The 4,677-nt window shown below is 41.7% G+C and carries 3 protein-coding genes; all 3 read right to left on the reverse strand.

The features are described from left to right. Window positions 1-956: Mu transposase domain-containing protein (locus BIY37_RS00225; protein ID WP_143299103.1), on the reverse strand; the 956-nt coding region annotated here is incomplete at its 3' end. A 680-nt stretch (window positions 957-1,636) separates the two neighbouring features. After that, window positions 1,637-3,115, reverse strand: a complete 1,479-nt coding sequence (locus BIY37_RS00230; protein WP_070065843.1) for an ISNCY-like element ISCku10 family transposase — start codon at window positions 3,113-3,115, stop codon at window positions 1,637-1,639. A gap of 290 nt (window positions 3,116-3,405) precedes the next feature. After that, window positions 3,406-4,416, reverse strand: a complete 1,011-nt coding sequence (gene tsaD, locus BIY37_RS00235) for a tRNA (adenosine(37)-N6)-threonylcarbamoyltransferase complex transferase subunit TsaD (protein WP_070065844.1) — start codon at window positions 4,414-4,416, stop codon at window positions 3,406-3,408. Between the last annotated feature and the right edge of the window lie 261 nt (window positions 4,417-4,677).

Consider the following 4,677-nt stretch of genomic DNA (forward strand, 5'->3'; position numbering starts at 1 on the left):
GTATTTCGATATTCGTATTTTGAATTTGGTTGCGGCCAAAGGCCGCGCCAAGGACTACTATGTCTTAATTGAATTAATACCTGTTTGACTCCTTCCACATCATACTGCTCATACGACATGGCCATTTCTATTGCAATTCCTAACTCTTCTACCGAATAGCTCCTCAATAATTCCAACACCTTTATACATTCCCTGGCAGTTCCATATCCCTTATGATATGCACACTCAAAAAACTTCCTGAATATTGCCGGCAATTGACGAATCGGCTTGCTATTGATTGCAGTATACGGCTTCTCCGTATATACCGAAAGATAATGCAGTGGGTCGAATATTTGCCTGCCCTTCTGATCTGTCCTTTGATGGCGGGCAATCTCTTCTCCCTTGTAACTGGCTATTACCTCCTTTATCGTTATGACTATATCCACTTGATGGTACGCATATCTGGTTGGCACAGAATAAAATGCTCCTTCCACTGATATCAGAGAATAGTGATTGGCTTTCGCGATCGCATGTATACCGACATCTATCTCCTTCAACGGCAATGCACGAAAACACCTTCTCTCTTCTTCGTAACGCTCACCAACAAGCTCCCCTGTCCCATATACCTTACGCTTTGCCCGAAGACTTTTACACCACTCAGATAATTCCCGATTACATTCTTCTAAATCACGTATCGTTGGCACTGGAGAAAAACAATTCCTCCTGACGTACCCTACCAGACCCTCGACATCTCTCTTTTGCCACCCCTTGCCTCTTTCACAAAATTCTGCTTCAAACCCATATAGCTCACGAAATGTTCGAAAATGATCAGACTCCTCTCGTAACTTCCCCCTCAGGATCCGCTTCACCGCCTGGCTTAAATTGTCATACCGTACCTTTTGTGCTATACCATCAAAATATTCAAAGGCCAATTTGTGAGAATAAAACAACGCTTCCTGTCGTTCACTCTCAGACACATATACAAAAATATCGTTTGAGTAGATTAATTGATAACAATGCAGACACAATTCTACCTCTTTACCCTTGTAACACGCCTTTATATAACCAAAATCAAATTATATATACTCTCCTGGCGTAACTATTCCGCGAAAATAATTTAGAATTTACTTGACAGCAGAAATGTTATAAACAAGCAATTTACCTGGTAGTGTATGTATATGTTTGTAAATGCGTTAAAAACAGGCAGCAAGATGCCGTGCATAGAGACGTGTGTGGGGTCTGTTCAGTTATAGAATTTCGAGCCTTTGTGGTGTGTTATAGAGCGAAAGAAAAGGGTGAAAAAACCTGTGGTATAATATAGTCAAACAAATCAGATTTTCGAAATTTGCTCGCCAATAATTTGAAAATTTTCAGTTAAAAGAGTAGACAATTCATCTGTATACTCGTTAATATTTTTGAAAAAACTTAAACATTTGTTTTTAAACTTCTCATAAGTAGTGTCTGAACGAAAACTATCTTTTTTATGCAAGATTCTTTCTCTGAGCAAATTTAAATTTTTTTAAATTGCCCCTTTTTCAACTTTTTCTTCTACGCTTTAATCTATGATACGGTTGTTTTATTCATTTCCCTCGTTTTTACCATCTTTTCATGTTCTCCGGACATACTATCCCTCATGGATTTTTATTCGAGAGTGTTTTTACGCTGCCTTACGTACTGTTTCTTTTTCTTCCCGGACTTTCTTCTGCAATATACTCCCCATCGTGTGCAAATTTGCCGCCAGCACTCCTAATGCGCAGTATCTTTTAAATCCTTCTATCCCTTTGTCTAAGCATCTGTCCAGCCCATGATGTTCTAACCGGTTAATATCTGACTCCACCGCTGAGTGCTTGTGCCTGAGTTTTTTAAATGTACTCTCCGATTCTTCTTCTGTCTCCGCCTTATTCCTTTTTCCTTTCTTCGGTATGATCACTTTCGGTATATAAAGACTTATCAGTTCCTTGTATTCCTTCTTGTAAAAACCCTTGTCTGCACTTATACTTTCTATCTCTTCTTCACCAAACAAATTTAATAGCTTGTCTGCTAACGGCAGAATTAACGCCACATCTGCTTCTTTTTCCACTACTTGGTGATATCCGATAAACCCCCATTGGTCACTTGCTATCACCAGATTGTGGCCTAATTCCACCCTCTTATTCGCCTTCCCTTTACTCAACCATTCTGTGTGTGGTTCAAACAGTGAATATACCTTTTCCCCTACCGGTATTTGCTCTTCCTTGATAATTCTCCTCTCTACCAAATCTCTGTGCTTCTCCAGCATCTGATAAAAATATTCCATCGACTCCAATGCCTCTTTCTGCATTTCTTCCGCACCCGTTGTTAATATTTTTTCGTACACCGCTATTATGCTCGCACCTATCTTCTCACTTAATCTCTTTGCTAATCCAAGATACTCTTTTACTTGCTTCTTAACCGCCTCCTCTTTCTTGTTTCCACCACCACTTGCCGCTTTCGAACTACTCCTCATCAGACTCTTTAGCTCTTTCCTCCAATTCTTTACCTTTCTCCATCCTTTCCCGTTCAATACCCCTCCCTCTATAAATGCCTCTATCCCATCAAGGCACTTCCTACCCGCATCCCACAGCAAATTCATGTCCGTAGGAAAATGTACGTTTGTCTCCACCACATACGTATCCGTCTTTATGCGGAGCTTCTCCTCCCGTCCGTTCTTTGCCAGCCTCTGGCCTGCCTTTACCACCACATCATTAATCTTCCCCAACGTCTCCTCATCGAGCAATCTTACGTTATCCTTGATGCTTTGCAGCGAATACTTCTTACCCCTCCCAAATACGGTATCTACTCCCATTATCTGACGAATCAGACTATGGTGATTCACCATATCTTCCAACCTGTCATAATCCGCATCTAATCCCAATCTCACCACTCCTATTACCATTATCTGCCATAACTCCATACCATTACGCCCTGTCTCTTTCTTCCCACCCTTTACCTTTGCTTCCAATACCCTGAATACTTCCTCTCGTAATTCCTCTGTAACAAATATGTATTGTAATGCCCTCAAAATCGGCGCTAACTCATCCCTGCTCTTTTCGGGAATTTCTACCTCTGATATTGGTGTGCTTCCAAGTCTCCTTTGCGGCTCGAATCTTTTTCTCATGGCGTGGCAGTTCTCCTTTTGATGACTCTGTTTTTCTGATGTTTTGGGCGAATGTTTGTCTCTTTTCACCCCTTGGTACCCTCGCTTCCCTTATTCTACGCCCTAAGTTTAACATCTACTCACTATACTTTCAACCCTTCATGCAGATACTTTCAACCTCCTTTACCACGTATTTCAAGGCTTACAGCGTTTTCGTTCAGACACTAAGTATGAAAGCAATTGCCAGAAGGTTCAATGAATTTCATAAATCTTTTTGTCTGTTAAATAAATGTATGAATAAAAACCAGGACTCACGAAGGATTGGCTTCCATGCGCAGGTCTGAAATATTGCCTTCTGAATATTTCCAATAAGCTAGTCCCGCCACCATAGCGGCGTTGTCAGTACAAAGTTCTCTGGAAGGACAATACACGGGTAAACGTATTTCGCGCGATATTTCCTGGAATTTTTCCCTCAACCGTGAATTTGCCGCAACCCCTCCGCCAATTAATATGCTCCGGGCGTGATGTATTTTTGATGCAGCCACTGTTTTATGAACAAGCACATCAATAACTGCTTCCTGAAAACTTGCGGATATGTCGGCAATATCCATGGTGTTTTTTAATGATGTTTGTGACCGATTTTGGTCCTGTCCCTTAACATGATATAATACAGCAGTTTTCAGTCCGCTAAAACTAAAATCGAGGGAATCTTTCCCCAGATATGCCCTTGGGAATGGTATCGCTTTGCGGTTGCCTTGTTTTGCCAATTGGTCAATTACAGACCCCCCGGGATACCCAAGACCCAAAATTTTAGCCACTTTATCAAACGCCTCTCCTGCGGCGTCGTCAATGGTTTCCCCCAATACGACATGTTGCGTTTCCCTTTCCGACAAAAACAATGTGGTATGTCCCCCTGAAACAACAAGACTTACCGCAGGGTAGGGAATTGCATCATGCTCCAGATTGTTTGCGTATATGTGGGCATGCAGATGATGAACGGCAATGAGGGGAATGTTGAACGCCATGCTTAACGTCTTTGCCGCAGTGACGCCAATTAACAGCGAGCCAATTAATCCCGGAGAATTTACCACGGCAATGGCATCGATATCGGTACATTTTACCTCTGCTTCCGTAATGGCACAGTGAATAATTCCGATAATGGATTCAAGATGCGCACGGCATGCAATTTCAGGTACTACGCCACCGAACGGACGGTGAAGTTTGTCCTGGGAGAAAATTACATTCGATACGATTTCCCTGCCATTTCTCACTATTGCAACAGACGTCTCGTCACACGAGGTTTCGATTCCAAGAATAAGCATTTTACAAAAAAAGGGTAACAGTTCAGATTTTTGAAAAAGTCAGGAAACATAAAAAAACAATGCAGCCCCCGCCAGTGATGATTTGTTTGTAGCCCAATAAAATTCAATGCTGTTATGACATTGTGTTCTGCTGCAAACAGGTTGCTCCTTCAGAGCTTATAGCCTGGCAAGGTTGGGTTGAGGCAAGAAACCCGATCTAATTTAATGTAACACTTTAGTTTTTTGAAAAATGTACTACCTATAAGCTCCGTAGGAGCAGCC

The organism is Candidatus Brocadia sapporoensis (assembly GCF_001753675.2).
Taxonomy (GTDB): Bacteria; Planctomycetota; Brocadiia; order Brocadiales; family Brocadiaceae; genus Brocadia; species Brocadia sapporoensis.

What these genes read in the sequence shown, in the direction of transcription:
- BIY37_RS00230 (WP_070065843.1), bottom strand. Translation starts at nt 3,115, where the DNA reads ATGAGAAAAAGATTCGAGCCGCAAAGGAGACTTGGAAGCACACCAATA.
- tsaD (WP_070065844.1), bottom strand. Translation starts at nt 4,416, where the DNA reads ATGCTTATTCTTGGAATCGAAACCTCGTGTGACGAGACGTCTGTTGCA.